Here is a 271-nt window from a genome sequence, read left to right on the forward strand (position 1 = left end):
TTGATAGGTTCGAGGTGGAAGCGTGGTGACACGTGGAGCTGACGAATACTAATAGATCGAGGACTTAATCATATAATATGAAGCAATGTTATCTAGTTTTGAAGGAATATATTTTTAAAAATTCCTTTTGACATTCTGAAAAGAATGTGTATAATAATAAAAGTCTGGTAATGATGGCAGAGAGGTCACACCCGTTCCCATACCGAACACGGAAGTTAAGCTCTCTAGCGCCGATGGTAGTTGGGACTTTGTCCCTGTGAGAGTAGGACGT

Annotated in this window: 1 rRNA gene; it reads left to right on the top strand. The window is 40.2% G+C overall.

From position 1 onward, the window contains the following. Positions 1 to 163: 163 nt before the first annotated feature. Positions 164 to 271: ribosomal RNA gene (gene rrf / locus MR076_RS26175) — 5S ribosomal RNA — on the top strand; the annotation flags it as partial.

The sequence above is a fragment of the Bacillus cereus group sp. BfR-BA-01380 genome, assembly GCF_022663535.1.
GTDB lineage: Bacteria > Bacillota > Bacilli > Bacillales > Bacillaceae_G > Bacillus_A > Bacillus_A cereus_BB.